Source organism: Acinetobacter guerrae, assembly GCF_009372255.1.
GTDB classification, from domain to species: domain Bacteria; phylum Pseudomonadota; class Gammaproteobacteria; order Pseudomonadales; family Moraxellaceae; genus Acinetobacter; species Acinetobacter guerrae.
In genome coordinates, this window is sequence record NZ_LXGN01000038.1 from 1 (window position 1) to 225 (window position 225).

Genomic DNA, 225 nt, shown 5'->3' on the forward strand with positions numbered 1-225 from the left:
AATGTATAGACTTCATTCTCACCTTAGTAATGTTGGATAATTTCAGAAATGTTACCAACTTTAGTTATCTCATTGATTGGTAGTCTTGGATCTGGTGATGAAAAGAAAGCTTTTTCATGATCGATAAATATAAAAGAGTCACCATCATACAAAATATTTGAATTATTTCTGTCAGGATTGGCGATTAGTTCATCAAAAGCCACAATAGAGTGTAACACCGAGAAA

1 pseudogene is annotated in these 225 nt (G+C 32.0%); it reads right to left on the reverse strand.

What is annotated here, in order from left to right:
* Positions 1-23: 23 nt before the first annotated feature.
* Positions 24-225: pseudogene (locus A7A69_RS11635) on the reverse strand (HipA family kinase); the annotation flags it as partial.